This window comes from Stenotrophomonas sp. FBCC-B152 (assembly GCF_059134105.1).
Genome location: NZ_CP101442.1, coordinates 4,388,474 through 4,415,147, shown reverse-complemented (window position 1 = coordinate 4,415,147; position 26,674 = coordinate 4,388,474). Strand labels below are relative to the sequence as shown.

Sequence of the window (26,674 nt, the reverse complement as noted above, 5' to 3'; positions counted from 1 at the left end):
GACTAACGGCTCAGCCCTCGTTGCGCGGAATCGCGAAGCGGTAGCCGCGGCCACGCACGGTTTCGATCGGCTTCAGTTCGCCGTCCGGATCCAGCTTCTTGCGCAGGCGGCCGATGAACACTTCCAGCACGTTCGAGTCGCGGTCGAAATCCTGCTGATAGATGTGTTCGGTGAGGTCGGCCTTGGAGACCAGTTCACCGGCATGCATCATCAGGTATTCCAGCACCTTGTACTCGTAGCTGGTGAGGTCCACGTTGCTGCCTGCAACGCTGACGGTCTGCGCGGCAAGATCCAGCGCGACCGGACCGCATTCGAGCGTCGGCTTGCTCCAGCCCGCCGCGCGGCGCAGCAGCGCGTTGACGCGTGCCAGCAGCTCTTCGACGTGGAACGGCTTGACGAGGTAATCGTCGGCGCCCTGCTTGAGCCCTTCGACCTTGTCCTGCCAGCTCGAGCGGGCGGTAAGGATAAGCACGGGGAACTTCTTGCCCTCGTCGCGCAGCGCCTTGATCAGTTCCATGCCCGACATCTTGGGCAGGCCCAGATCGATGATGCCTACGTCGAACGGCACTTCGCGGCCCATGTACAGACCTTCCTCACCGTCCTGTGCGGCATCGACGGCAAAGCCTTCGCGCTTGAGCCGGGCTGCAAGGGTTTCCCGCAGCGGGGCTTCGTCTTCGACCAGAAGGATACGCATGAACTCTCCCTAGTGTCCTGGGTGTGGCCTGGGGCCAGTGGCTAACAGATGACTGCGGACAACTATCCCCGTTCAGGGGTTATCGCCGCGTAGTGATGACATATCCGAACGCGGCGTGCGGGGCTGTGAACGCGGCTGGGCCGGATCGTCCATGTAGCGGACGCGACCTCTGTCATCCATGTATTTCACCCGGTTGATGTCCCGGCCGTCATAGGGCACCCGCTCCGCGCCGAGGATATGGCCACCGGTGGTCCGCTGGACCCGGCGCACGGCGTCGGACAGGGAACGCTCCTGGGGAGCACCGCGGGAGGCCCGCACCATCGCTTCGGCCCGGGCCGGATCCGGCTGCGGAGCCTGTGCGCCGGCACTGCCAATGGCAGCAACGGCACCGCTCGCCAGCAGGGCGACAACGGCAAAACGGCGGTGGCGGGTTACGGATGACATCAGGTCTGATCCTAGCGGAGCGCGTCAAAACGTTCAAAAGTTGTGAATCGGCAGCCGCCAGCCTGGGCCGGCACTTTACGAATCTTTTGCAAATTCTTGGTTTTACGCAGTGAATCCGGTCTGAACTTTTCTGACCGCCGCATCGCTTTGTTCATCTAGGTGAACATTGACGGCTACTTGTCGCCCGATGTCAAGCGCGGTCTGAGACGCGGTTCACGCTGCGACGCGTTCCGCCTGGTCGCGGGTGATGGTCAGGGCCTGCTCGATCAGGCTCCAATCGGCGCCGGGGCGGTGCGCGCCCTCGCTCAACATCTGGCGGAAGGCGCGGCCACCGGGCTGCCCGTGGAACAGGCCCAGCAGGTGGCGGGTGATGTGCTTCAGGGCCAGCCCACGGGCCAGCTGCGCCTCGATGTAGGGGCGCATGGCGCGCAGCAGGGCCTCGCGTGGCTGCAGTGCAGCACCGGTCTGCGCAGCCTCCAGCTGATGCAGCACGTAGGGGTCGTGGTAGGCCGCGCGGCCCAGCATCACCCCGTCCAGCGCAGGCAACTGGGCTTGGGCGGCATCCACCGTGGCCAGGCCGCCATTGAGCACGATCTGCAGCTGCGGGCGGTCGGCCTTGAGCCGGTGCGCCCAGTCGTAGCGAAGCGGCGGCACTTCGCGGTTTTCCTTCGGCGAAAGACCCTTCAGCCACGCGTTGCGGGCGTGCACGATGAACATCGCGCTGCCGGCGTTGGCGGACTGATCGACGAAGTTCACGAAGGTTTCGTAGTCGTTGTCTTCATCCACACCCAGCCGGCATTTCACCGTGACCGGGATGTCCACCGCGCCGACCATGGCCGCCACGCACTCAGCCACCAGGGTGGGCTCGCGCATCAGGCAGGCGCCGAAGCGGCCGGCCTGGACCCGGTCGGAGGGGCAGCCGCAGTTGAGGTTGACCTCGTCGTAGCCCCAGTCCTGGGCGATATGCGCGGCCTGCGCCAGCAGGGCCGGATCGCTGCCGCCCAGCTGCAGGGCCAACGGCTGTTCGCTGCCATCGAAGCCCAGCAGGCGCTCGCGGTCGCCGTGGATCACGGCGTTGGCGTGCACCATTTCCGTGTACAGCCGCGCACCCGGGGCCAGCAGCCGGTGGAACACGCGGCAATGGCGGTCCGTCCAATCCATCATGGGGGCGACGGAAAGGCGAAGGGAAGCGGCGTAGCGGTCTGCAGGGGTGGCAGGCAGGGTCATGGGTGTCGGATCAGGCTGGGAAGTGCTGGGTTTGCCAGCGCGATCAATAGTTTACACCGCCGCCCTGAACCGGGCCGGGAACGGCTTCCAACAGGGGGCAGCGGGATCCTGAGGGCTGCGACATGTACTGCACCGCCCGCCCGGAGGTAACAGAGCAAACACGCAGGTGCTGACAGACCAGGGCTTATGCAGCGATGCTCACAGGCCTCGCTACGCTCTCTGCCATTGTCTCTGGATGAACGTTTTGCACCCAAGTGCCTTTGATTCCAACACCGAACAGGGCGTCCTGCGTCTATCCATCGCAGCCTCCCTGGGTGTTGCGGCGATCGCCGTGGCTTTCGGCTTGTTCGCCAACTCCTCGCTGATCATTTTTGACGGCATCTATGGCCTGATCGATGTGGTGATGACCTGGCTGTCGCTGCTGGTGGTGCGGTTGATCAGCATGTCCACCAACGTGGATGCGCTGCAGTCCCGCTTGAACCAGCGCTTCACCATGGGCTTCTGGCACCTGGAACCCATCGTACTGGGGGTCAGCGGCACGCTGATGATTGGTGCCGCCTTGTATGCAGCGGTCAATGCCGTGGACGCATTGATGTCGGGTGGACGCGAGATCGCATTGGGGCCCGCCATCGTCTTCGCGGTGATTTCCATCATCGTCGAGAGCGGCCTGGCGTTGTTCGTGCGCCGCGCCAACCGCTCCATCGGTTCCGAATTCATCGCATTGGATGCAAAGAACTGGTTGGTGGCCGCGAGCATGTCGGCCGCCTATCTGGTTGCCTTCGTCGGCGGCTGGCTGCTACGTGGCACGGACTGGGCGTGGCTGGTGCCCTATATCGATCCGGCCATTCTGCTGGTGGTGTGCCTTTTCGTCGTAGTCGCACCACTTGGCACCGTGCGACAGGCGCTGTCGGACATCCTGCTGATCACTCCGGTGGACCTTCAGGCGCACGTTGACGAGGTTGCACGCGGCATCGTCGCCAAGCACGGCTTCATCGAACACCGCAGCTACGTGGCCAAGGTGGGGCGTGGCGATCAGATCGAACTGTTCTTCGTGGTGCCAACGAACGACCCGCCGCGCCCGCTGGTCGAATGGGACCAGCTGCGCGACGAGATCGGTGAGGCGTTGGGTGAGGAATCGACCGACCGGTGGCTGACGATCATGTTCACCACCGATCGGGAGTGGACCATTTAAGAGCAGGCAACAGCGCTCACTTAGAAGCATCGTGCGCTGCAATCCAGCTTGGACCATGGAGCCAGCCGTCGCCCGTTCTTTCGTCAGGGAATGGAGCAGCACACCCCACAACCGCAACATCCGCTGATCACGTTGCAGCACTTCAACGACGCACCGGACCCATCCTTGCACTTTGCCCCGCAGCAGTTGCTCCGGGATCCTGGCAGCAATGACTGGCCGTTATCGTCCTGCGAGCCTGCATGTCCGACACAAGCCGTACGGGCCCCACTCTCACCCTTGGACTTCATCTGCGTAGCGTGCGAGACCACGGTCACAGTGGCGGCCTCCGGCCCACTTGAATGCAGGAAGCGCTCGTTCGCATGCCTTTGCCGTTCCCCACCAAGCAACAGCACATCATCCAACAGTCGGACGCCTTGTTCGGATTTTCCACGCCAAAGGACAAAATGCGCTCCAACTGCGTTAGAACCAGCAGACTCCACGTTCTCCAGGATGTCGACGACAAGGGTGTAGTCACTCCCCTCTCCGGCTTCGATTGACAACTGAGCTGGTGAGCCCGAGGCCATTTCAAATACGGGAGCCATCACTTCCTTTCCTTGAACGGAAACCTGTAGCGACAGTGTGTGCACGTTGACTGCACCTGCTGCCACCTCGTCGACAGCTGCCACGCTGCTCGAACCAATACTCACAACTACAAAAAGTGCAAATGTCGCGAATTGCTTGAACATGCCGATCTGCTTCCCAAAAACTGAAGAGGCGGCAATGTAGCGACCGCGTGACAGAACTAGCCGGAACCCAATCACATTTCGGTCTCGGACAATTCTGATTTGTACGCGGATGCAGACTTTAGAGAAGCACGCTCAACCAAGAATAGAAGTTATCTATTGAACAAGAATTTTCGATAGCAGTTGCCAGCGAGATGCGCCACCGCTCTCAGCCACGCTTCCACTGCCGCGGCGATTGCCCGGTCTGCGACTTGAACGCGCGCGACAGCGCCGCTTCACTGCCGTAGCCGACATCCACGGCGATGCGCTTGAGCGGCTGGCCCTTCCGCAGCGCCTGCTGCACCAGGCGCGTGCGCCAGCCCTGCAGGTAGTGGCCGGGGGTGCTGCCGATGGTGTCGCGGAAGCTGTCGGCGAACGCGCTGCGCGACATGCCGGCGCGCTGGGCGAGCGACTCGAGGGTCCATTCCTGCGCGGGTTCTTCGTGCATCGCCACCAGCGCGTGGCGCAGGCGCGGGTGGGCCATGCCGGCGAGCAGGCCGACGCGCAGCTGGCCGCTTTCCATCAGCGCGCGCAGGATCTGGATCATCACCACTTCGAACAACCGGTCGAGCAGCGCCTGGCGGCCGCAGCGCTGGGCGAAGGCTTCTTCGAACAGCACCGACAGGATCGGTTGGCCGCCGTAGAGTTCGTGCAGCGGCAAGCAGATTACCGGCGGCAGTGCGGCGGCGACCGGGCTGCTGCCGCCGCCTTCGAACTGCAGGTGGGCGCAGGCGAAGTCGGCGCCGGTGTCCGGGTCGGTCACGAAGCGGTGCGCCAGCGGGCGTGGGTAGACCAGCACGCTGGGCTGGGTGATCTCGAGCACGCTGCCGTCGGGGTGCTCCACCCGCACGTTGCCCTCGCGGATGAGGTGCAGCTGGCCGCGCTCGCCGTCGGCGGGCAGGTCGTTGATGCCGCACAGGGCGCCGGCGTGGAAGACTTCGGCATTGACCGCAAAGCGGCCGAGCAGGGACTGCAGGCGGTCGACCATTTCGGACTCCAGATCAAGTTTTCTGGACCTTATGTTGCCACACGTCTGCCTGGGAGGCGCAAAGTACACCTCACCAACCGCCCCACCCCATTCACAGCCAAGGAGCTCTTCCATGTCGATTGAAAAGGTTCTCTACACCGCACACGCCACCGCCACCGGCGGCCGCGAAGGCCACGCCACCTCGTCGGACAAGGTGCTGGACGTGCAGCTGTCCACCCCGCGCGAGCTGGGCGGCGCTGGCGGCCCGGGTACCAACCCGGAGCAGCTGTTTGCTGCCGGCTATTCGGCCTGCTTCCTGGGCGCGCTGAAGTACGTGGCGGGGCAGGCGAAGGTTGCGCTGCCGGCCGAGACCAGCATCACCGGTAACGTGGGCATCGGTCAGATTCCGACCGGCTTCGGTATTGAAGTGAAGCTGGAGATCAGCGTGCCGGGCCTGCCGCGTGAGCAGGTGGAAGAGCTGGTGCAGAAAGCGCACATCGTGTGCCCGTATTCGAACGCCACGCGCGGCAACATCGATGTGACGCTGACGGTGGTCTGAGGCCGCGTGCCGACCAACGGTCGGCACCTACCCTGGTCAACACGTCGGTAGGTCACGACCGTTGGTCGTGACAAAAAAATGGGCGGATGCCGGTCGCGTTGACCGTGCATCCGCCCATCCCACCGCAGTGGATCCCGTTTTCGGGATGCGTTCGTTGTTCCGGTTATTTTTCCGGGGTAACCAGCTGCACGACGCTGGAGAAATCCAGCTTGCCGCGGCCTGCCTGGTGGTTCATCGAATACAGGTTGCGGGCCAGTTCGCCCAGCGGGATCGAGGCGCCCACGCTCATCGCCGCTTCCACGGCCAGGCCCATGTCCTTGAGCATCAGGTCGCTGCCGAAGCCGCCGCTGTAGCCGCGCGACGCCGGCGCATTCTCCAGTACGCCCGGCCACGGGTTGCACACTTCGGTGGCCCAGCTGCGGCCGGTGCTGACCGCCATCATCTGCGACAACACCTTCGGGTCCAGGCCATGGGCCACGCCCAGTGCGATGGATTCGCCGGTCACGGCCATGATCACGCCCAGCGCCATGTTGTTGCACAGCTTGGCGACCTGGCCGGCGCCGCTGGCACCCACATGGAAGATGTTCTTGCCCATGGCCTGCAGCAGCGGGCGGGCGCGCTCGAGCGCATCGCTTTCGCCGCCGACGATGAAGGTCAGGGTGCCGGCCTGCGCACCGGCGGTGCCGCCGGAGACCGGGGCATCGAGCATCTGCAGGCCGCGTGCGGCCGCCGCTTCGGACACCTTGCGCGCGGTCGCCGGGGCGATCGTGCTGCAGTCGATCACCAGCGCGCCGCCGGGTATATCGGCCAGCAGGCCGTCGTCGCCCAGGTACACGCCTTCGACGTGGCGGCTGGCCGGCAGCATCGAGATGACCACTTCGGCGTCGGTCAACGTATCCAGCGCGGAGCTGGCGGCGGTGGCACCGGCGTCGACGGCGGCCTGCACGGCGGCAGGCACCAGGTCGAACACGCGCACGGCGTGGCCGGCCTTGGCCAGGTTGGCGGCCATCGGGCCGCCCATGTTGCCCAACCCGATGAATGCAATACGGCTCATGCGTGGCTCCTTTCAGGAACAGTGGCGCCCAGGTCGGCCAGCGGGTGCGTGGCATCGTCCCAAGGCGAAGCGAAGAAGGTGTCTGCCCAGCCCACGGTGGCCTCAGCCAGGGTCTGCGGCTGCCAGTGCGGGGTACGGTCCTTGTCGATCAGCAGCGCGCGGATGCCTTCGGCAAAATCACCGTGGGCAGCGCAGTGCAGCGCGGCGATGTATTCCATGCGATAGACATCAGCCAGCGAAGCACCGGCGGTGCGCTTCTGCAGTTCCCACGCCAGACGCGCCGAACCGGGGGCACCGGCCGCCAGCGTGGCCTGCGCGGTCTGCAGCCACGGGTCTTCGGTCTGCAGCGCGGCAATGGCGTTCACCACGGCCGGCACATCGCTACCCTCGCACAGCGTGTCGATCAACGCGGCGTTGCGCAGCAGCGGACCGGTGGCGGCATCGCTGGCGTGCTGCTGCAACAGGGTGCTGAGCTGTTCGTGGTTGCGCTTGGCGTCGGCACTCCAGTGCACGTCGGCCAGCGCGTTGAGTACATCGGCGCGCTGGGCCTCGGCGATATGGATATCGGCCATGCCGGCATAGATGGCATCGCCGGCATTGAGCGGCGCGCCGGTCAGGGCCAGGAACAGGCCCGCCTTGCCCGGCACGCGCGGCAACAGCCAGCTGCCACCCACGTCCGGGAACAGGCCCACGGTGATTTCCGGGAACGCCAGCTTGGAGCGCTCGCTCACCACGCGGTGGCTGGCACCGGACATCAGCCCGATGCCGCCGCCCATGACGATGCCATGGCCCCAGCACAGGATCGGCTTGGCGTAGGTATGGATGGCGTAGTCGACGCGGTATTCGACGTCGAAGAATTCGGAGGCGTAGTGGTTGTCGCGCACATCGTCAGCGCCGGCGTCGCGGTAGGCGCGCATGCTCTGGTACAGGCTGTGCAGGTCGCCACCGGCGCAGAACGCCTTCTCGCCCGCGCCGTGCAGCACCACCAGTGCGATGCCGTCATCGGCGGCCCATGCGCTCAGGCGCTCGTGCAGCAGGTGCGCCATCGGCAGCGAGAAGCCGTTGAGGGTGCGCGGTGCATTGAGCGTGGCAATGCCGATGCGGGTGCCGTTGGCGGCGGCCCGCTCTTCGAACAGTACCGGCGCCTCCTGGGTGGTGTCCGGCGCGCTCATGCGTTCTTCCACTGCGGCGCACGCTTTTCCAGGAAGGCGTTCACGCCTTCGGCCTGGTCGGCGCGGTCGAACAGGTCGACGAAGGCCTCGCGCTCGGCCACCAGAGCCGCGCCATGGGTACCGGTGCGGGTGGCCTGCACCAGGGTCTTGCAGGCAGCGATGCTGGACGGGCTCTGCTTGCCGGCCTTCTGCGCCCACTCGATGGCAAGCGCCTTGGCTTCGCCCTTGCCGACCTTTTCTTCGGCCAGGCCGATGCGCACGGCGGTGTCGGCATCGATGCGTTCGCCGAGCAGGATCATGCGCTTGGCCCAGCCCTCGCCCACCAAGCGCGGCAGGTTCTGGGTGCCGCCGGCGCACGGCAGCAGGCCTACGGTGGCCTCCGGCAGCGCAACCTGGGCGTGTTCTTCGATGATGCGCAGGTCGCAGGCCAGCGCGCATTCCAGCCCGCCGCCCATGGCGTAGCCGTTGATGGCGGCAATGGACACGCCACGGAAACCGGACAGTGCTTCGAAGGCTTCACCGAAGCGGCGCGCGGCTTCACGGGCAGCGGCCTTGTCGCCGGAGGCGAACTGCTTCAGGTCGGCACCGGCGGAGAAGAACTTCTCGCCGCCGCCGGTGATCACCAGTGCGTAGATGCCCTTGTCCGCATTGAGCGCGCCAACCAGGTCACGCAGCGCCGACAGGCTGTGCACGGTCCAGGTGTGCGCCGGCGGGTTGTCAAGGGTGACCACTGCGACATGGCCGTCGGCCTCGACCTTAAGGCCCACGTGTTCATGCTTGCGCCAATCCATCATCGCAGTTCCTCATCGGTGTTGAGCAGGTGGCGGGCCACGATCACACGCATGATCTCGTTGGTGCCCTCCAGGATCTGGTGCACGCGGCTGTCGCGCAGCAGGCGTTCAATCGGGTATTCGCGGATGTAGCCGTAGCCGCCGTGGATCTGCAGCGCTTCGTTGCAGACCTGGAAACCGGCGTCGGTGGCGAAGCGCTTGGCCATCGCGCACCACACGTTGGCATCGCTGGCACCGGCGTCGAGCTTGCGCGCGGCGGTGTGCACCATCTGCCGGGCGGCCACCAGCTGGGTGACCATGTCGGCCAGCTTGAACTGAAGCGCCTGGAAATCGGCCAGCGGCTTGCCGAACTGGCGGCGCTCGCCCATGTAGCGGCGTGCGGCATCCAGTGCGCCCTGCGCGGCGCCCAGCGAGCAGGCGGCGATGTTGATGCGGCCGCCGTCCAGGCCCTTCATGGCCAGCTTGAAGCCACTGCCCTCTTCGCCCAGCAGGTTGCCCACCGGCACGCGCACGTTTTCGAAGGTGATGCCACGGGTAGGCTGGCTGTTCCAGCCCATCTTCTCTTCCTTGCGGCCGTAGCTGATGCCGGCCAGGTCGGCCGGCACGGCCAGCGCGCTGATGCCGCTGGCACCCGGGCCGCCGGTACGCGCCATCACCACCAGCAGCTCGGTGGCACCGGCGCCGGAGATGAAGGCCTTGGAACCGTTGAGCACGTAATGGTCGCCGTCACGCACGGCACTGGTCTTCAGCGACGCTGCGTCCGAACCGGCACCCGGTTCGGTCAGGCAGTACGAGGCCAGCTTGGTGCCCGACGACAGCGCCTGGCCCCACTCGGCGCGCAGCGCTTCCTGGCCCCAGCTGCTGACCATCCACGAGGCCATGTTGTGGATGCTGATATAGGCCGCCGTGGACGGGTCCACATTGGCGAGCTCCTCGATGACGACGGCGGCGTCCAGGCGGCTCAGGCCGCTGCCACCGACTTCAGGATCCATGTATAAGCCACAGAACCCGAGTTCCCCTGCCTTGGCGATCGCCTCGCGCGGAAAGATGCCCTCCGCATCCCATCGCGCGGCGTGCGGCGCCAGTTCGGCCTGGGCGAAATCACGCGCGGCTTCTCTATAGGCCTGCTGCGCTTCTTCGAGTTCCGTCGTCATCGAGTTGCTCATAAACACTCCGTGCCGTGCAGGCGCTTACTTCAGGCTGATCGTGGTGTTGACGCCGTGACCCAGGGTCTCGTCGTCGAACCAGCGCGCGGTGATGGTCTTGGTCTGGGTGTAGAACATCACCACCTGCTTGCCATACGGGCCCAGGTCGCCGAGCTTGGACGCACGCGAACCGGTGAACGAGAACAGCGGCACCGGCACCGGGATCGGCACGTTGATGCCCACCTGGCCGACGTCGATTTCTTCCTGGAAACGGCGGGCCGCCGCACCGGACTGGGTGAACAGCGCGGTGCCGTTGCCGTTGGGGTTGCTGTTGATCAGCTCGATGGCGTCATCCAGCGTTTCCGCTTCCAGGATGACCAGCACCGGCCCGAAGATCTCTTCGTCGTAGATGCGCATGCCCGGGGTGACGCCATCGAAGATGGTCGGGCCCACGAAGTTGCCCTTCTCGAAGCCGTCCACCTGCGGGTTGCGGCCGTCGAGCACCAGCTTGGCACCCTGCTCCACGCCCGAGGCGATCAGGCTTTCCACGCGCTCGCGGGCGGCGCAGGAAATCACCGGACCCACGTCGGTACCGGCCACGCTGCCGGCGCTCACTTTGAGGGTCTTGGCCTTGGCCACCAGGTCCGGCACCCACTCGCGCGCTTCACCGACCAGCACCAGGGTGGAGGCGGCCATGCAGCGCTGGCCGGCCGCACCGAAGGCGGCACCGACCATGGCGTTGAGGCTCTGTTCCTTGTTGGCGTCCGGCAGCACCACGGCGTGGTTCTTGGCGCCCATCATGCACTGCACGCGCTTGCCGGCCAGCGAGGCGCGGTTGTACACGTGGGTGCCGACGCGGGTGGAACCCACGAACGAGACGGCCTTGATGTCCGGGTGGTCGCAGATCGCGTTGACCACTTCTTCGCCGCCGTGCACGACGTTGAGCACGCCCTTGGGGATGCCCGCTTCCAGCGCCAGTTCGACCAGGCGCATGGTGACCATCGGGTCCTGCTCGGACGGCTTGAGGATGAAGGTGTTGCCGGTGGCAATGGCCATCGGGAACATCCACAGCGGAATCATCGCCGGGAAGTTGAACGGGGTGATGCCGGCGCACACGCCCAGCGGCTGCAGCAGCGTGTAGGTGTCCACGCCATTGGCCACGTTGTTGGCCAGCTCGCCCAGCTGCAGGTTGCCGATGGCAGCGGCGTGTTCGACCACTTCCAGGCCGCGGAACACATCGCCTTCGGCGTCCGGCACGGTCTTGCCCTGCTCGGCGCTGAGGATGTGGGCCAGCTCGCTCATGTGTTCGCGGATCAGCTGCTGGTACTTCAGGAAGATGCGCGCGCGGGTGCCGATCGGGGTCTTGCGCCAGGTCTTGAAGGCTTCCTTGGCCGAGGCCACGGCGGCGTCCACTTCGCTCACGGTGGCGAACGGCACCTGGGCCAGGACGTCCTGGGTGGCCGGGTTGACCACGTTCTGCCAGTGCGAGCTGGCCGATTCGACGAACTGGCCATCGATCAACATGCGGATACGGGGCGCTGCAACAGTCATGGCAATACCGGCGGGATGCGAAAGGTGATTGGCATTATTCACAGGCCACCCCTCGATTTCCGGGCTGTCTACGCTTAATCTGGCCAACGCCCGCTACGATTTCTGTTAATTCTGTGAATAGCCAGCTCCCCCACCGCCAGATCGGCCTGCGCCTGCTCAAGCTGCGCGAGCAGCGCGGCTACAGCCAGGCCGACCTTGCCCGGGCGCTGGGGCTGTCGGCCAGCTACCTGAACCAGATCGAGCGCAACAAGCGTCCCCTGACCCCCGCCGTGCAGGCGAAGCTGCGCGAGGTGTTGGGCGACGTTACCGACCTGTTCGACGTGGATGAGCCCGGTGCGCTGCAGGAAGCACTGGGTGAGACCCTGCGCGACCTCGGCCTGGACGAGGTAAGCAGCACCGAACTGCGCGCCATGGCCGGCAACCTGCCACAGATCAGCCGGGCCCTGCTCGACCTGCACCGCCGCCACCTGCTGCTGCGCGAGCACGCCGCCGCGCTGGAGTTCCAGCTGGGCGACCCGCAGGCCGGGCATTCACTTCCGGCCGGCGACCAGGTGCGGGATTTCTTCAACCGCATGCACAACCACATTCCCGAACTGGACGACCTGGCCGAGCAGCTGTTCGGCGAATGGGGGCTGGTGGCCGGGCATGTGGCGCCGCGCCTGCGCCAGCTGCTGGCCGACCGCCACGGCGTGCTGGTGGAAGTGGGGCCGCTGCAGGCCGGGCGCGAGAAGCGCGTGTACGACGGCGGCAGCCGCACGCTGTGGCTGCCCGATTACCTGGAACCGGGCCAGCAGGCGTTCCAGATGGCGGCCGAGCTGGCCCTGCTCGGGTATGCGGCGCAGATTGACGCGGTGATCGCGCGCGCGGGCTTCCGCGAACCGGAGCAGATCGCGCAGGCGCGGATCGGCATGTCCAACTACTTCGCCGGCGCGCTGGTGATGCCGTATGCGCAGTTCCTGCGCGCGGCCGAACACAGCGCCTACGACATCGATGCGCTGGCGCACCGCTTCGGGGTGGGGTTCGAGGCGGTCTGCCACCGGCTCAGCACGCTGGCCCGGCGCAGTGCACCGGGGCTGCCGTTCTTCTTCATCCGCGTGGACCGCGCCGGCAACGTCTCCAAGCGGCACTCGGCTACTGATTTCCACTTCTCGCAGGTGGGGGGTTCCTGCCCGCTGTGGATCGTATACGAGGCCTTCAACCAGCCGGGGCGGGTGCTGACCCAGACCGCGCGCATGCCCGACGGGCGCCGCCACTTCTGGCTGGCGCGCCAGGTCAGCAGCGGCCCGATCGGTCATGGCCAGCCGCGCAAGACCTTCGCGGTGGCGCTGGGTTGCGACCTGCAGCATGCCGAGCGCTTGATCTACTCGCGCGGGCTGGATATCCAGAGCCCGGGCAACTCGGTGTCCATCGGCCCAGGCTGCCGGGTGTGCCCGCGCGAGGACTGCATGCAGCGCGCGTTCGCGCAGTTGCCCGGGCGCGCGTAGCGCTCAGTAGCTCGGGGTTACCTTCATCTGCGGCAGCGGGCGCGGTGCGCCGTCGGTGAGGTCCGGGCCGAGGTCTTCCCAGGTCTGGCCCTGTTCGACCATCAACCGCCAGAGCTGCTGCGATTCGCGGCGCTTTTCTTCCGAGCTGAACCGGTACGACGGTGGCAACGGCGCTCCCTGCGCCACCGATTCGTACGCGCCCTGCCATGCACCCACGCGCTGCGCGGGATCATCGGTGCGCGCCACCTCAAGGGTATAGCGCTGATAGGCCGACGCCAGGTTGCGCCAGCGGATCCAATAGTGATTGGCGAACGAGAAATCGCAGAAGCGCTCGCCCGCCACACTGCCCTTGGCGGCAATGCGGCTGAGCACCGCCTGCGGCATGTCCAGGTTCATGCCGCCTTCGTCGCCCTGCAGCGATACATGCACGATGCGGTCGCGGTAGCCCGGGGCACGCGCCTGCAGCACATCGCGCCAGTTCTGCATCGTCGACACGATGGAGAACAGGAAGCCCGACATTTCCGCCGCTGCCAGCGGGCGTGCGATGGACTGGTAGCTGCGCTGCCAGCCGTGCCGGTTTTCAGTAGGCAGGAACACCGCGGCGTTGATCGCACCGGGCGAATCCGGTGACGCGCGTAGTGGCTCGGCGGTGTGCGGATAGACCAGGTTGATGCCGAAGGTGGGCCAGCGCGGCAGCGCGGCGTCGAACAGGTGGATGGGGAAATTGCTGCTGATGCCGCCATCGGAGAACCAGCACACCCGGAACGCGGTGATCGCCGGACCGGCACCGTGGCCACCACTGGTCAAGCCTTCGGTGCTGTCGGCCACGTTTCGATCACCGTGCGCGGCCACCGCATCGGCCACCGGTTCACAGCGGCGTTCGCGCCGCGCCGGTTCGTGCAGCGGCACCGCGCTGATCAGCAGCGGGAAACTCAGGCTCATGCGGGTGGCCACCAGCACCGGCAGCTGCTCGCCTTCGGGCAGGCGGTAGTAGTCCACGCCGTCCACAGGATGCGGCGCACCCGCGCGCGCCAGCAGCCACGCCACCACGCTGGCCGGGAACAGCTGCTCGAACTGGTCGCGCCGGAACCAGAACTGCGAGGCGCTGAACGGCAGCGTGCGCGGCTCGGTGTGGGACACGCAGGTGGTGATCATCTGCAGGCTGATGGCGTGCACACCGGTCGGCTCACCGCTGTAACGCGGCGCATTGTGCAGGTCCGCGAAGGTCAGCGGCTGGTCCATCGGCTTGCCGGCCAGGGCCTGCAGCTGGGTGTGCAACCAGTCGGTCAGCGCGGGATTGTCGGCACCGCTCTGGGTGGCGCCCGAGCACAGCCCCAGCAGGTTGCGCCGCGCCACCCGTGCCACCCGCAGCGCGGAGGCCAGTACCCCGGCCCCATACGCGCACAGCAGCGACGGCAGCAGCGTGGCCCACATGCCTTCCACCCCCGCCGCCAGCCAGCCGATGCCCAGCAGCCCGACCAGCGCGGCCAGCAGCTCCAGCGGGGCGATGGCGAACACCGCCGCCAGCAGGCACAGGATCTTGCGCGGCAGGCCGGCCTTGCCGGTGAGCATCACCAGCAGCCGGTAGGCAGTGCGCGCGCCGTACGCCGGCTGGAACAGGCTGTAGATGAAGCCGCGCCGCGACAGCTGGGTGGACACATCGGCCAACCCGGCAAAGCCCGCCTGCGGGCCCATCGGTTCACCGGCCCGGCAGCGCCGGTCGCCCAGCGCCGCCGCAGCGGCCACGGCGGCGGCAATCGCCCCGGCGGAGGTACCGCCGATGTTCTTGAAGCGGTATTCGCGCGCCAGCGACAGCACCGCATTGGGGTACACGATGCCGCTGGTGATGCCGCCCTTCATGACCAGATCGCAGTACTTGTCCGCCATGTCGCCGCCCTCTGTCCGCCTTGGGGTGCAGTATCGCCCAAGGCCTTCTCAGGGCCTGAGAACCGCGCCGCAGTTACGGTTTCGGGCGGTTGGTGGCGGCTGACTGGGGCACCCGGCGCACCTGCGACAGGTCGTACCCCAGCGCGGCAATTCGGGTCATGGCCGCCTGGTAGTCCTGGTCGGACATCTCCGGGGTGCGCGCCATCAGCCACATGTAGTCGCGCTTGCTGCGGCCGACAATGGTCTGCTGGTAGTCATCGTCCAGATAGACGATCACGTATTCGGCCTTGATCGGCCACACGAACTGCATGCCCCACTCCGCGCCGTTGGTGCCTTCCTTGACCGTCCCTATCGGGTGCATGGTTTTGATCGGGGCATCGAAGCTGCCCTTGCGATAGGTGAAGGTGGTCTGGATGCGGCCGTCCGGGCGCAGCGCATAGGATTCGACGGCATCGAACGCCTCACGTTCGGGCCGGCTGGGAATATGGGCGATCACATACCAGTCGCCCATGAAGCGCGGAACATCCACGTGCGCGACCGGCGGAATGGGACGGGTGTTGCCACCGCAGCCGCCCAGCAACATGCCGGCGGCGAGCAGGGGAAGTAGTGGGCGGAGCTTCATGGCGTTGTCCTCACGAGGGGTCAGGCGCGATCGAACAGGTAGTGGGCCACCATCCACTGCTGGCCCTTCTGGTAGCCGAACAGCTCGGCGCAGGCCATCCAGAACATGCGCCAGCGCTGGAACCACAGCGCGGCGGCAGCCTCGCCGTAGCCTTCGCGCAGCACCGCCATCACCGCATCGCGGTGCTGGTCCTGCCGCTCCAGCCAGTGGTTGGCGGTGCGCTCGTAGTGGGTGCCATCCAGCAGCCAGCGCTGCTGCAGCTGCATGTACTGGGGGAAGTGCAGCAGGGTGTCGGCCGCCGGCATCAGGCCCCCGGTGAAGAAGTGCCGCCCCATCCAGTTGTCATCGCCTTCGGTCTCGAACGGGTACATCAGCGTGCGGTGCACGAAGATGTGCACGAACAGCTTGCCGTTCGGGCGCAGCCACTGGTGGATGCGCTGCAGCAGGCGGGCGTAGTTGCGCACGTGTTCGAACATCTCCACCGAGACGCAGCGGTCGAAACTGCCTGGTTCCAGGATCAGCTCGTTCACATCGCGGGTCAGCACCGTCACATTGGTAAGGCCGCGCGCTTTGCATTGGCCCAGGATGTACTCGCGCTGGCTGTTGGAGTTGGACACCGCGGTGATGCGCGAGGCGGGATAGCGCTCGGCCATCCACAATGTCAGCGAACCCCAGCCGCAGCCGAGTTCGAGAATGTCCTGACCGTCAACCAGCTCTGCGCGTTCGCCGTACAGGGCCAGCATCGCCTCTTCTGCCTGATCCAGCGTTTCGGTGCCGGTGGGGTAGTAGCAGCTGCTGTACTTGAGCCGTGCACCCAGGCAATCCTGGAAGAACGCGGCGGGCACTTCGTAGTGCTGGCGGTTGGCGGCATCCACGTGCAGCGCCAGCGGACTGCGCGACAGCGACACGATACGCGCGGAGAAGCGCTGCGCCTGCTCTTCCACGGTGCCGGCACTTTCCTCGCGCAGGCGCGCCTCGCACTGGCGGCGGATGCCCAGCCGCAGCAGCGCATCCGGCAGCAGGCCGCGTTCGGCCAGGCCGGTCAGGCCGGGCGCGTAGTCGGGCAGCGGCAGCGATTCTCGGGCGACATTCACGGTGAAGACTCCTTGCGGGGCGAAGCAGTGCGGGAGGGGAACCACGGAAACAGCATCGGCGTGCTGCGCTGGTAGTCGCGGTAGTCCTCGCCGCGGGTGCGCAGCGCCTGCGCCTCGGTGAACGGAATGCCGCTCACCCAGCGCAGGAACACGTACATCACCACGGGTCCGGACCAGGCCAGCCACCACAGCGGCGAGTGCACGGCCAGCAGCACGTAGGTGAACCAGTGCAGCCATTCGAGGAAGTAGTTGGGATGGCGCGAGTAGCGCCACAGACCGCTGCGGCAGGTCCTGCCCTTGTTGGCCGGGTCGGCGCGGAAGCGGGCCAGCTGGCGGTCGGCCAGCGATTCGCCGCCCACGCTGAGCAGCCACATCGCGACGGCGGCGATGATCCAGCCGACCGGCAGCGTCGCGCTCTGCGACACCGCCACGAACGGCAGTGCGAACAGCACGATCAGCACTGCCTGGAACTGGAAGAAGCCAAAGATCTTGCCCTGGTGGCCGTTCCAGTGCCGGCGAAGGTGCTGGTAACGGCCATCCTCGTCTTCGCTGCGCACGCGCTTCCACAGGTGCAGGGCCAGCCGTGATCCCCACAGCCCGCCCAGCACGGCCAGCGCGATGCGCGGCGCGGTTGCGCCATCACCCAGCCACGCCAGCAGCAGCGCCGAAGCGCCCACGCCCTTGGCCCAGAGCACATCGACCACGCCGATGTTCTGGTGACGGCGTTGCCACCACCAGCCCCAGCACATGATCAGTGCGGCATACAGCCAGATCCATCCGAGATTCATCATGCGTGCGCTCCATTGGTGTTCGTCGCCACAGGCGCCGTGCCCCGCTGCCAGTGGCGTGCGCAGGTGGCCAGCAGCGGCAGCGCGATGGCCCAGCCCAACGCCAGCACCGCCACGCCCTGCCAGGACGGCGCAGGAAACTGCACCGCTGCCCAGCCGCGCGCGGCCGAGATATACGCCAGCGGTGCGATCAGGCCGAGGAGCGCGGCCAGCCAGAGGCGCCGTTGAAGGACCCTCAGCGAGACGGTAAGGGTCATCGCGAATGCGGCCCACAGCGCCAGGATCCAGACCGGTGCCAGCCAGCGGGCGGGCCACGCAGCGCCGTACACCACCTGCTCTGATCCCCCCGCCACGCCATCCACGACCAGCCCGCACAGCACCGCCACGACCAGTAGTTTCAGCTCCACCATCGGCTGCGCGGACAGCATCAGCTGGCTCGCCACGTAGACCGCAGCGGCCAAGAGCGCCGGCCAGCGCAGTCCGTGCCCCGCGCCGACCACCGCGCACAGCCAGACCAGCTGGTTGCCGATGACGTTGGCCCAGAAGTGGCGCATGTCAGTGCGTGCCCTCGATCGGTGCCGGCCGGTACCCGGGGCGTGCCAGCAGCAGCTGCGATACACCGATGGAGCGTTCCAGGAAGCCGCCCTCGCAGTAGGCCAGGTAGAACTCCCACAGGCGGATGAAGCGCTCATCGAAGCCCTGCGTGCGCACCGCCGGCAGCTGGGACAGGAAGCGAAGCCGCCAGGCACGCAGGGTGAGCGCGTAGGACTGGCCGAAATCATGCTGGCCGATCAGCTGCAGGTCGCTGCTGCGGGTCTTGGCCGCCATGATGGCGTGCAGCGAAGGAATGAAGCTGCCGGGAAACACGAAGCGCTTGATGTAGTCCACGCTGCGCCGCGCCTGCTCGTAGCGTTCGTCTTCGATGGTGATGGCTTGCAGCAGCGCCAGGCCTTCCGGCTTCAGCAGCCGCGTGAGCGTGGCGAAGTAGGTGTCCAGGTACTGCGCACCGATCGCCTCGATCATCTCGATGGAGACCAGCTTGTCGTACTGGCCCTCCAGGTCGCGGTAATCCTTCAGCAGCACCGTCACCTTGTCCTGCAGCCCCGCGCTGGCCACCCGCTCGGTGGCCAGCGCGTACTGCTCCCTGGAGATGGTGGTGGTGGTGACGTGGCAGCCGTGGTGAAGCGCGGCATACACCGCGAAGCCCCCCCAGCCGGTGCCGATCTCGACCACGCGGTCGCCCGCCTTGAGCTGGAGCTGCTCGCAGATGCGCGCAAGCTTGCGCTGCGAGGCCACTTCGAGCGTGTCGCCCGGCTCGGCATACAGCGCCGACGAATACATCAGGTCGCGGGACAGGAACAGCGAGAAGAACGCATTGCCCAGGTCGTAATGCGCGGCGATGTTGCGGCGGCTGCCTTCGCGGGTGTTGCGGCGCAGCCGGTTCCAGCCCTGCAGCAGCCAGCCGCCCAGCCGCGCCGGGCCGCGCTCCATGCCATCGAGCAGCGCGCGGTTGCGCACCAGCAGCTGCACCAGCCCCACCAGGTTGTCGCAGCGCCACTCGCCGCGGATGTAGGCCTCACCGGCACCCACGCTGCCCTGCGCGCCAACGGCGCGGTAGAAGGCCGGGTTGTCTACCCACACGGTGACCTGCAGTGGTGCCTCGGCATCGCCGAGGGAGACATCGCCCAATGCATCGCGCAGCTGCAGTCGGCCGCCCTGCAGCGGGGCCAGCTGGGCCAGCAGGCGGCGGCGCAGGAACGCTTCCAGCGCGCTGGGCACGGGCAGGGCAAGCGGTCGGGTCATGTCGTTCATGGGTGCTTTCCAGCAATGGAAGGGTGGTCGTGGACAGGCGTGCGCTTGAGCCACAGCCGCAGTGCCTGCCAATGGATGGCGGCCACCACCTGCACCGTCATCAGCGGGTGGCGCAGCAGCACGCGGGCCAGGCCGGGGCCGGTGAGGGGATGGCGCTGCAGGGCCAGGTCGGCATCGAACTGGCGCTCGCCGTTGCGCCACACCTGCATGTGCACGTGCAGGTCGTCGCCCGGCGCGGTGAAGCGCCAGCGGTATTCGCAGTCCATCGGCAAGAAGGGGGACACGTGGAACTGCTTGTCGAAGGTCCACGCCAGCGCGCGGCCGTGCGCGTCGGCCTGCGCCACCGGCAGCACGTAGGCGTGGCGTTCCTGCCACGGCGTGTTGGTGATTTCCGCCACGATGCACTCCAGCGTGGTGCCATCGGCGGCGTAGCAGTAGTAGAAGCTGACCGGGTTGAAGATGTGCCCGGCATGGCGCAGGTGGGCGAGCATGCGTACCGGGCCAGGAGGTGCATGGCCCAGCGCCTGGGTGATGCGTTCGCGCACCGCATCGGCCAGCGGTTTCTCCGGTGCGCCCAGGTAATCGCTGCGACGGAACTCGGCCAGGTTGCGGCGGTTCACCGACCAGAACCAGCGCCCCTCAAACAGGTGGTCCAGCTCATCCAGGTCGATCAGCAGCTGCGCGATGGGGTAGTCGAACGCGTGCGGCTGCGGCGCATGCCGGCGGTGCTGCATCCTGCCGCGATAGATCGCACTGACCGTCATGCCGGCACGCCCTGCGACAGCGGCCAGTAGGCTTCGGCATCCAGCGACTGCAGCGCGTCCACCACCCGGCGCGCACTGCGGATGCCGTCTTCATGGAAGCCCCAGCCCCAGTAGGCGCCGGCAAACCAGGTACGGCGACGCCCCTGCACTTCGGCCCAGCGCCCTTGTGCGCGGACCATGGCGTGGTCATGCACCGGGTGGGCGTACTGCATCCGGCGCAGGATCTTCTCCGGCGCAATCGCATCGGTACGGTTGAGCGTCACCACCAGCGGCGTGGGCGTCTCGATGCCCTGCAGCAGGTTCATGCAGTAGCTGACCGTGCACGGTGCCAACGGGTCGCGCGGCACGTGTGCGTTCCATGCCGCCCACGCCTTGGGGTTGCGTGGCAGCAGGCTGGCATCGGTATGCAGCACCACCTCATTGGGCTGGTAGCGGATCGCGCCGAGCACACTGCGCTCGGTGGGATCTGCATCGGACAGCAGCGCAAGTGCCTGGTCGCTGTGGCAGGCCAGCACCATCTGGTCGAAGCCTTCCAGCCCATCGGCGGTGAGCACGCGCACCCCATGTTCCTGCCGCTCCACGCCCAGTACGCGGCATTCCAGCCGCTCGCGTACCCGCCAGCGCCGCCGCATCGCTTCCACGTAACGCGCCGAACCACCCTGCACCACCCGCCACGCCGGGCGCCCGGTCATCTGCAGCATCTGGTGGTTGGCCATGAACTGCACCAGGTAGCGCGCCGGGAAGTCGGCCAAGGCCTGCGTCGGCGATGACCACAGCGCAGACGCCATCGGCAGCAGATGCTCCTGGACGAAAGCCTCGCCGTAGCGCCCCTGCTTCAGGTACTCGCCCAGCGACGGCCCCTCTTCCCCACTGTGCAGCAGCGCAGGCGCCTCGCGATAGAAGCGGCGCAGGTCTGCCAGCATCCCCCAGAAGCGCGGCGAGAGCAGGTTGCGGCGCTGGCAGAACAGGGTATCCAGCGTGGTGGCGTTGTATTCCAGGCCGCTGCGTTCGCTGTGCACCGAAAAGCTCATGGTGGTGGGCTGCGAAGCCACGTTGAGGTCTTCGAACAGCGCGGTCAGCAACGGGTAGTGCTGCGGGTTGAACACGATGAAGCCGGTATCCACCGCGCGCAGGCGGCCATCCACCTGCACCATCTGGGTGTGGGTGTGGCCGCCGAGGTAGTCGTTGGCCTCGAACAGCGTCACTTCATGGCGCTGGCTCAGCCACCACGCGCTGGCCAGCCCGGCGATGCCCGATCCGATCACGGCAATGCGCATGTCAGTGCTCCGCCTTGGCCAGCACCCAGGCCGGCACCGGTTTAAGGTCACTCACCAGGCGCAGCGCGGCCATCGCGCGCAGGCCGTACCAGGTGATGTCCACTTCCCACCAATAGAAGCCCTGGCGCACCGTGCCCGGGAAGAAATGGTGGTTGTTGTGCCAGCCTTCGCCGAAGGTGAGCAGCGCCAGCCACAGGTTGTTGCGGCTGTCATCGCCGGTGTTGAAGCGGCGCCGCCCGAAGCGGTGCGCCAGCGAGTTGATCGTCACCGTCGCGTGGAACAGCACCACCGTGGAAATGAAGAAGCCCCACACCAGCATCTGCCCGCCGCTGGTGCCCAGGCCCGGCGCAACGTGCTCCAGCAGTGCGCCAAGCCCGTACAGCGCAGCGGCCAGGGCAACCGGCACCAGCGTGTCGAAGCGGTCCAGCCAGCGCAGCTCCGGGTACTTCGCCAGGTCCGGAATGCGTGCCCAGTCAGTGCGGAAGCCCTCGGTGGTGAGGAACCAGCCCATGTGGCTCCACCAGAAGCCATGCACGGTGGGCGAATGCGGGTCGGCGGCGGTTTCGGTGTGGCGGTGGTGGTTGCGGTGGTGCGCGGCCCACCACAGCGGGCCGCGCTGCACACTGGCCGCGCCGATCAGCGCGAACACGAACTGCACCACGCGCGAGGTGCGGAACGTGCGGTGTGCGAAGTAGCGGTGGTAGAACGCGGTGATGGCGAACATGCGCACCGCGTACAGCGCCAGCGCCACGCCCACCGCGACCCAGGAAACCCCCACCCAGATCACCGCCAGGCAGGCCAGGTGCATGCCCACGAAGGGAATCGCCCGCAGCCAGTCCACCCGGTTGCCGCTGCCCTCGGCCGCCGGCGCGGCGGCGCCGGTGTCGAACCAGCGCATCACGGTGGCCCAGCGGCCGCGCGGCGCGCGGGCGGGTTGGTCGGGGGTGGAACGGGACAGCATGTCGCGCGTCTCCTGAGCGGTTCATCAGGAGATACGCAGGCAGGCGGCGCTTGGATGCACCCCTTCCGAAAAATAATTCCGGAAGGGGTGGCCGTTACAGGTTGGCGATGTCGCCCTTGGCGATGATCGGCCCGGTCGGAATGCCCTGCGGCGCGCCGCCGGACGGTTCCAGCGTGATCGCCAGCACCGAGCCGTTCACAAGCACATCACGCAGCGCGTCGGGCACCGCCACGGTGTGGGCACGGTTGATCGACACCAGGCCCAGCGAACGCGGCGCACCGCCGGCCGGAATCAGCCACAGCTCCGGTGCGCGGCCAGCCGAGTCGGCCGGTGCGGGCACGGGCACCATCAACACCTTGCCCTGTGCCTTGTCGACCGAGGCCAGCCAGCCGGGCGTGCCATCGTCGTGCAGCAGCGGGGTGACCGGCTTGGTCGCCTGCTCCGGCTCGGCCGGGGTCGGCGCCGGGGTGACGGCCACCGGGGTGGAAGGCGCGGTGGGCAGCGGCTGGCGGTTGAACACCGCCACCAATGCCAGCGCGGCCGCCAGGGCAGTCATGCCCTGCCAGAAGCCGGTGCGTTGCCAGAGCTTCGGCGCGGCGGTCACCGCCGGCCAGCCCAGCTCACTGCGGATGCGCGGCCACAGGTGCGCCGGCACCGCTTCGCTGCCCAGCTCTTCCAGCAGCGGGGCCAGCCGCACCTGCCATTGCTCGACCAGCCGGGCGAAGCCCGGGTCGGTGGCGATGCGGTGTTCGATCTTGAGGCGCTCGGCAGCGTCGTGCACGCCCAGCACGTATTCGCCGGCCAGGATGTCGGCGCTGGGCGGCTGGCCGTCGTCTAATTCGTGAAGGTCGCGGATGTTCATCGTTCGAGGCACACCCGCAGTTGGCCCAGCCCGCGCCGGATCCAGCTCTTCACCGAACCCAGCGGCGAACCGATGCGGCGGGCCAGTTCTTCATAACTGGCGCCGTGCAGGAACGCACTGCGGATCAGCGAGCGGCGGCGCGGTTCCAGGGTATCCAGGCAATCATCCAGGCGCTCTCGGTCGGAGGCATGCTCGGCCGCCTGCGCCGGCTGCGGCGCGAAATCGGGAATTTCTTCGGCCACCGACAGGTCATCCAGCGGCCGCGGCGGCGCCGAGCGCAGGCGGTCGATCGCGCGGTTGCGCGCCATCATCGAAAGCCAGGTCATGGCCGAGGCCCGCGTGGCATCGAACTGGGTGGCCTTGCGCCAGACCGTGGTGAAGACATCCTGCAGGACCTCTTCGGCATCGCGGCGGTCGCGCAGCGTGTGCAGGCAGATCGCGAACAACCGGCCCGAGGCCAGCTGGTAGACCGACTCGAACGCGTGGCGGTCGCCTTCGGCCACCTGGACCAGAAGGCCGTCCAGGCGTGCTGACGCGGCGGTATCGGAAGCATGCAGCTCGGGCATCGCAGGCTCGGGGTCGGCAGGTAGCAAGGCTGCATGGTCGTTGCTCCCGAGGGCGGCTGCAAGGGGGTATTCATGGGTCGCATGTCTTCACCAGTGCTTGCCCCCGCGCCGTGGCAAGCTCGGCCGCGGTAGCGGCTACGGGCAGGGAGGGGAACTCCACGCGCACCTGCGGGTAGCGCCCTTTGTGGTCGCGCACGTTGCCGGTGCCGGTGAACTGCAGCAGGCGCTGGTCGGCGCTGGCATAGATGAGCGTTACCGCGGGCACCGCGAAGCCGAACCACGCATCGAGTTTCATCTGCAGCTGTTGTGCAGGCTGGCCTTTCCAGGTGACCGCACCGGTGCGCTGCAGCTTCAATGGCACCAGCCGCTGGCGGCTGGGCAGCAGGAACTGGAACGCCACCGGCTGCCCGTCGAGCAGGTCTGCCCAATGCCGCCGCACGGCCGCATCGAAACCAGCATCGACTACCGCGCCGGAGGGCACCTCCAAGGCGCGGCTGAGCGGGGTGGCATTCGAAGTGGCACGCACATAGACCGTGCGCGCCGCGCCATTGCCGCGCACGCCTTCCTGGTAGCCGTCGCGGCCATCTTCCAGCGCGAAGTCCGGCGTCTGCGGGCTGCCCTGCGGCGTCATCCACTTGCGCGCAAAGGCCCGGCCATCGGCGCAGCGGTACAGCACCAGCCGTGACAACGCCTCCGGCGGCCCCTGCAGCCAGTGCGTCTCGCGGTAAAGCAACGCCCCGCCATCCGCAGCGAAGGCGCGCCCTTCCTGCCGCTGCACGGTTTGGGCAGGCGCCAGCAACGGGCACAGCAGCAGAAGCAGTCCAGCCGAGCTGATGGGGAGGCGGCGCATGCCGGTTTCCATGGGAGGTTGCTGGAGAGATACGCGGCAAGTGGGTTGGCGGATGCACCGATAGATACTTCCGATTTGAACTACTACCGTCAGACGGTAGTATTTGGTCAACGATCTTTGGGACTGCTCCCATGCGCTCCATCCCTTACCCGCACCCCGGCGAGACCCTTCAGGAAGAATTCCTGACCCCGTTCGGATTGACCCAGTACCGGCTGGCCAAGTCCATCGAGGTGAATCAGACGCGGATCAGCGAGATCGTGGCTGGGCGTCGCGCCATCACGGCTGACACCGCACTGCGGTTGGCGAAGTTCTTCGGGACCAGTGAAGGGTTCTGGATGAATCTGCAGATGGCTTATGACGCTGCGAACGCGCGCGAAGAGCTTACCGAGGTCTTATCGAAGATAGTGCCCTATCACCAAACAACCTGACCCGCCCGGTGACGATCTCAACGAGCACTGCGGGCATGGAGTCCGCTTGAAAACGCCTACCATATGACGCCGATTAAGCGGCTGCCCTGACCAGAAGCGATCCGAGCAACAGGCAGGGATAATTTTCTTCCTGCTCGCCTTGACGGGACCGGCCGAAGTAAACAGATAATTCACTCAATACTGCATCTTTCAGGGGGGATGGAAATTGGGAATCTTTGACAAGGGCGTGGAGCCACAAGAGTTTGAAAACTTCAAGAAGGCTGTAAACAGCCGATTTGACGCATTGGAGCGCAAGATTGTTTCTTCCACATCTGAGTCTGCGGAGGCGGCACGGGAATCTTTAGCCGCGATCCAAGGTCATCGGGTGGCGGTTGAGCATATCGCATCAGAGATGTCGTCAGCTCGAGCGCAGATATCGGAAGCACTGCAAGAGATTTCCAATGCAATGTCGAGTCTCACCTCGGAAAAGGAGAGGTTCTTAGAGAATGCGGGCGCGCTTGAGCAAACCGCAAGAGCTGCACTTAATGTCTACACAGAAGCGTCGACCGCCAACGAATCCGTACAGCGTTCTGTTTCTGAGGCCCAAGCTCGCCTGGAGAAGGTCGACGGATTCCTGGAGCAAGCGGATGCTATTCCGACGGAACTTGAGGCACTGTCCAAACAATCTCAGGATGCGAAGTCCCAAGCGGACAACATCAAGCTACTCCTCAATCATTCGTTGAAAAGAAAGGCTGAGTTCGATGAACTTCACAAGGAAGTGTTCGGGCACAACGTTGAAGGCGAGGACGGCAACACCGAGCGGGTGGACGGGCTTCGAGACGAGCTGGAAAAGACGTATGAATCAATCAGTTCTCGCCTTTCAGCGCTTTCCGAGGAGGCAGACAGCACTGTCTCAAAAGTTGAGGAGGACCATCGCAAGGTTCTGGAAGGACAGCAGCTCGAGTTCTCATCGCTCATCGACGGCGGCAGATCATCGCTTTCGGACGTCTCCGAGCAGCTAAAGGCCCTACTTCCAGGAGCCCTCGCTGCTGGGCTTAGTGCGGCCTATGAAAGCAAGAAAGACGACGAATCGGCCTTCCTGAAGCTACATGAGAAGAGCTTTAGGCATGCAGTATTCGGTCTGATCGCAGTGTCATTGATTCCATTCGCCGTTGGCATCTACCAGCTTGTGCGTGGCGTTCTACTGACAGAGGTTATTCGGGACACGCCGCAGATGGTCATCTCCATTCTGCCGCTCTACTTCCCCGTTCTTTGGCTGGCCTACTCATCAAATAAGCGACTCAACCTATCCAAGCGCCTCATCGAGGAGTACACGCATAAGGCGGTTCTTGGCAGGACGTTCTCAGGCCTTTCAAACCAGATTGAATCTCTGTCCGATGGCGGCGAAGTGAAGAATGAGCTAAGGACCCGGCTGCTCTTCAACGTGCTTCAAGTGAGTGCTGAGAACCCTGGCAAGTTGATCACTGACTACAACAAGACCGATCACCCTGTGATGGATGTTCTTGAGAAGAGTGCAAAGTTGTCTGAATCTGTTGAGGCACTCCTAAAGATTCCCGGCTTCGGTGCCCTTGCAAAGGTACTGTCTGAGAAGCGCGACAACCTGCTAAAGGAGCAGGACTCCAAGATCGAAGCTGGTATGGCTGCAAACGAAGATCTGGACCCACGGCCCACTGACGGCTCGAAAGAAGCCTAATGATGAAGGCGTCGACTCGCCCCTATGCA

27 protein-coding genes are annotated in these 26,674 nt (G+C 66.1%); 5 read left to right on the top strand and 22 right to left on the bottom strand.

Features of this window, described 5'->3' with window-relative positions; translation table 11 throughout:
- Nucleotides 1-10: 10 nt before the first annotated feature.
- The 3 genes from NMB40_RS19985 to dusA form a co-directional block, all read right to left on the bottom strand.
- Complete coding sequence (locus tag NMB40_RS19985) at nucleotides 11-694, bottom strand: response regulator transcription factor (protein ID WP_004136763.1); 684 nt, start codon at nucleotides 692-694, stop codon at nucleotides 11-13.
- A gap of 72 nt (nucleotides 695-766) precedes the next feature.
- Entirely contained in the window at nucleotides 767-1,138 is a 372-nt protein-coding gene (locus NMB40_RS19980) for a hypothetical protein (protein WP_448141749.1), read from the bottom strand.
- Between the two features lie 213 nt (nucleotides 1,139-1,351).
- A complete protein-coding gene (gene dusA / locus NMB40_RS19975; protein ID WP_494359615.1) occupies nucleotides 1,352-2,365 on the bottom strand; it encodes a tRNA dihydrouridine(20/20a) synthase DusA in 1,014 nt (337 codons plus the stop codon).
- A gap of 235 nt (nucleotides 2,366-2,600) precedes the next feature.
- On the opposite strand from dusA, the gene NMB40_RS19970 reads away from it, so the two are divergent.
- Nucleotides 2,601-3,557, top strand: coding sequence for a cation diffusion facilitator family transporter (locus NMB40_RS19970; RefSeq protein ID WP_494361106.1), 957 nt, complete (start codon nucleotides 2,601-2,603; stop codon nucleotides 3,555-3,557).
- A gap of 83 nt (nucleotides 3,558-3,640) precedes the next feature.
- On the opposite strand, the gene NMB40_RS19965 is transcribed toward NMB40_RS19970, so the two are convergent.
- Together NMB40_RS19965 and NMB40_RS19960 are read right to left on the bottom strand one after the other, a co-directional pair.
- Nucleotides 3,641-4,282 carry a hypothetical protein gene (locus tag NMB40_RS19965; protein WP_494359614.1) on the bottom strand — a complete coding sequence of 214 codons (642 nt, stop codon included), beginning with the start codon at nucleotides 4,280-4,282 and terminating at the stop codon, nucleotides 3,641-3,643.
- A gap of 205 nt (nucleotides 4,283-4,487) precedes the next feature.
- Complete coding sequence (locus NMB40_RS19960; protein ID WP_494359613.1) at nucleotides 4,488-5,306, bottom strand: cupin domain-containing protein; 819 nt, start codon at nucleotides 5,304-5,306, stop codon at nucleotides 4,488-4,490.
- A gap of 112 nt (nucleotides 5,307-5,418) precedes the next feature.
- Between NMB40_RS19960 and NMB40_RS19955 the strand changes: the two genes are divergently transcribed.
- Nucleotides 5,419-5,844: an organic hydroperoxide resistance protein gene (locus NMB40_RS19955; RefSeq protein WP_494359612.1), complete on the top strand. Its 426-nt coding sequence runs from the start codon at nucleotides 5,419-5,421 to the stop codon at nucleotides 5,842-5,844.
- 163 nt (nucleotides 5,845-6,007) lie between these two features.
- On the opposite strand, the gene mmsB is transcribed toward NMB40_RS19955, so the two are convergent.
- The 5 genes from mmsB to NMB40_RS19930 are packed head-to-tail and all read right to left on the bottom strand — an operon-like array spanning nucleotide 6,008 to nucleotide 11,557.
- The gene (gene mmsB, locus NMB40_RS19950; RefSeq protein WP_217537595.1) at nucleotides 6,008-6,898 is read right to left on the bottom strand and encodes a 3-hydroxyisobutyrate dehydrogenase; all 891 of its coding nucleotides are present in this window, start codon (nucleotides 6,896-6,898) and stop codon (nucleotides 6,008-6,010) included.
- The gene (locus NMB40_RS19945; protein WP_494359611.1) at nucleotides 6,895-8,070 is read right to left on the bottom strand and encodes an enoyl-CoA hydratase/isomerase family protein; all 1,176 of its coding nucleotides are present in this window, start codon (nucleotides 8,068-8,070) and stop codon (nucleotides 6,895-6,897) included. The genes mmsB and NMB40_RS19945 overlap by 4 nt, the downstream gene beginning before the upstream one ends.
- Nucleotides 8,067-8,864, bottom strand: coding sequence for an enoyl-CoA hydratase (locus NMB40_RS19940; protein WP_448141741.1), 798 nt, complete (start codon nucleotides 8,862-8,864; stop codon nucleotides 8,067-8,069). Before NMB40_RS19940 ends, NMB40_RS19945 begins: the two co-directional genes overlap by 4 nt.
- On the bottom strand, nucleotides 8,861-10,015 hold the full coding sequence (locus NMB40_RS19935; RefSeq protein ID WP_494359610.1) for an acyl-CoA dehydrogenase family protein: 1,155 nt from the start codon (nucleotides 10,013-10,015) through the stop codon (nucleotides 8,861-8,863). The genes NMB40_RS19940 and NMB40_RS19935 overlap by 4 nt, the downstream gene beginning before the upstream one ends.
- A 36-nt stretch (nucleotides 10,016-10,051) precedes the next feature.
- On the bottom strand, nucleotides 10,052-11,557 hold the full coding sequence (locus NMB40_RS19930; RefSeq protein ID WP_282247688.1) for a CoA-acylating methylmalonate-semialdehyde dehydrogenase: 1,506 nt from the start codon (nucleotides 11,555-11,557) through the stop codon (nucleotides 10,052-10,054).
- A gap of 113 nt (nucleotides 11,558-11,670) precedes the next feature.
- Between NMB40_RS19930 and NMB40_RS19925 the strand changes: the two genes are divergently transcribed.
- Complete coding sequence (locus NMB40_RS19925; RefSeq protein ID WP_282247689.1) at nucleotides 11,671-13,041, top strand: helix-turn-helix domain-containing protein; 1,371 nt, start codon at nucleotides 11,671-11,673, stop codon at nucleotides 13,039-13,041.
- Nucleotides 13,042-13,044: 3 nt separating this feature from the next.
- On the opposite strand, the gene NMB40_RS19920 is transcribed toward NMB40_RS19925, so the two are convergent.
- The 12 genes from NMB40_RS19920 to NMB40_RS19865 all read right to left on the bottom strand — a co-directional run bounded on the left by NMB40_RS19920 (nucleotide 13,045) and on the right by NMB40_RS19865 (nucleotide 24,524).
- On the bottom strand, nucleotides 13,045-14,928 hold the full coding sequence (locus NMB40_RS19920) for an RpoH suppressor (RefSeq protein WP_494359609.1): 1,884 nt from the start codon (nucleotides 14,926-14,928) through the stop codon (nucleotides 13,045-13,047).
- A gap of 73 nt (nucleotides 14,929-15,001) precedes the next feature.
- Nucleotides 15,002-15,550, bottom strand: coding sequence for a lipocalin family protein (locus NMB40_RS19915; RefSeq protein ID WP_494359608.1), 549 nt, complete (start codon nucleotides 15,548-15,550; stop codon nucleotides 15,002-15,004).
- Between the two features lie 20 nt (nucleotides 15,551-15,570).
- Nucleotides 15,571-16,644, bottom strand: a complete 1,074-nt coding sequence (locus tag NMB40_RS19910) for an SAM-dependent methyltransferase (RefSeq protein WP_494359607.1) — start codon at nucleotides 16,642-16,644, stop codon at nucleotides 15,571-15,573.
- On the bottom strand, nucleotides 16,641-17,435 hold the full coding sequence (locus NMB40_RS19905) for a DUF1295 domain-containing protein (protein WP_494359606.1): 795 nt from the start codon (nucleotides 17,433-17,435) through the stop codon (nucleotides 16,641-16,643). Before NMB40_RS19905 ends, NMB40_RS19910 begins: the two co-directional genes overlap by 4 nt.
- On the bottom strand, nucleotides 17,432-17,986 hold the full coding sequence (locus tag NMB40_RS19900; protein WP_494359605.1) for a DUF2878 domain-containing protein: 555 nt from the start codon (nucleotides 17,984-17,986) through the stop codon (nucleotides 17,432-17,434). The genes NMB40_RS19905 and NMB40_RS19900 overlap by 4 nt, the downstream gene beginning before the upstream one ends.
- A gap of 1 nt (nucleotide 17,987) precedes the next feature.
- A complete protein-coding gene (locus NMB40_RS19895; RefSeq protein ID WP_494359604.1) occupies nucleotides 17,988-19,244 on the bottom strand; it encodes a class I SAM-dependent methyltransferase in 1,257 nt (418 codons plus the stop codon).
- The gene (locus tag NMB40_RS19890) at nucleotides 19,241-20,008 is read right to left on the bottom strand and encodes a DUF1365 domain-containing protein (RefSeq protein WP_494359603.1); all 768 of its coding nucleotides are present in this window, start codon (nucleotides 20,006-20,008) and stop codon (nucleotides 19,241-19,243) included. The genes NMB40_RS19895 and NMB40_RS19890 overlap by 4 nt, the downstream gene beginning before the upstream one ends.
- Complete coding sequence (locus tag NMB40_RS19885) at nucleotides 20,005-21,285, bottom strand: NAD(P)/FAD-dependent oxidoreductase (RefSeq protein ID WP_494359602.1); 1,281 nt, start codon at nucleotides 21,283-21,285, stop codon at nucleotides 20,005-20,007. Before NMB40_RS19885 ends, NMB40_RS19890 begins: the two co-directional genes overlap by 4 nt.
- Before the next feature lies 1 nt (nucleotide 21,286).
- Nucleotides 21,287-22,246, bottom strand: a complete 960-nt coding sequence (locus NMB40_RS19880; protein ID WP_494359601.1) for an acyl-CoA desaturase — start codon at nucleotides 22,244-22,246, stop codon at nucleotides 21,287-21,289.
- 94 nt (nucleotides 22,247-22,340) lie between these two features.
- A complete protein-coding gene (locus NMB40_RS19875; RefSeq protein WP_494359600.1) occupies nucleotides 22,341-23,108 on the bottom strand; it encodes an anti-sigma factor in 768 nt (255 codons plus the stop codon).
- Nucleotides 23,105-23,674: a sigma-70 family RNA polymerase sigma factor gene (locus NMB40_RS19870; protein WP_448141729.1), complete on the bottom strand. Its 570-nt coding sequence runs from the start codon at nucleotides 23,672-23,674 to the stop codon at nucleotides 23,105-23,107. The genes NMB40_RS19875 and NMB40_RS19870 overlap by 4 nt, the downstream gene beginning before the upstream one ends.
- A 70-nt stretch (nucleotides 23,675-23,744) precedes the next feature.
- Nucleotides 23,745-24,524, bottom strand: coding sequence for a hypothetical protein (locus tag NMB40_RS19865; protein WP_494359599.1), 780 nt, complete (start codon nucleotides 24,522-24,524; stop codon nucleotides 23,745-23,747).
- A 131-nt stretch (nucleotides 24,525-24,655) separates the two neighbouring features.
- Here NMB40_RS19865 and NMB40_RS19860 point away from each other — a divergent pair, with 131 nt between their 5' ends.
- The gene (locus tag NMB40_RS19860; protein ID WP_494359598.1) at nucleotides 24,656-24,952 is read left to right on the top strand and encodes a HigA family addiction module antitoxin; all 297 of its coding nucleotides are present in this window, start codon (nucleotides 24,656-24,658) and stop codon (nucleotides 24,950-24,952) included.
- A 205-nt stretch (nucleotides 24,953-25,157) separates the two neighbouring features.
- A complete protein-coding gene (locus NMB40_RS19855) occupies nucleotides 25,158-26,645 on the top strand; it encodes a hypothetical protein (protein ID WP_494359597.1) in 1,488 nt (495 codons plus the stop codon).
- Nucleotides 26,646-26,674 lie beyond the last annotated feature (29 nt).